1 protein-coding gene is annotated in these 260 nt (G+C 53.8%); it reads right to left on the bottom strand.

What is annotated here, in order from left to right; genetic code table 11:
* Positions 1-260: aromatic-ring-hydroxylating dioxygenase subunit beta (locus Q4563_RS20700; protein WP_303605855.1), on the bottom strand; the 260-nt coding region annotated here is incomplete at both ends.

Raw genomic sequence — 260 nt, 5'->3', positions numbered from 1 at the left:
CATGAGAGGTATAAGACGGGGGCAGCTGCGAATAAGCAACGCCGGTTCTTAACCATACGATACGGTCACCCATGCGACGACGGTCATCGAAAGCAATCGTGACCTGGCGCTGGGGGTCTGCCCGCTCAGCATCCGGCAACTCACCAACAGCAGGCACCCAGTAAACACATTCTCGACTATAGAGCTGATACCATTGTTCAAATGCACGACGATCCAGTAGCCAGTTTTCGTGAATGATCAGGGACTCATAGGCCTGACGC

Source organism: Gilvimarinus sp. 1_MG-2023, assembly GCF_030548285.1.
The sequence above is the reverse complement of the archived record's forward strand: the minus strand, read 5'-3'. Positions and strand labels throughout refer to the sequence as shown.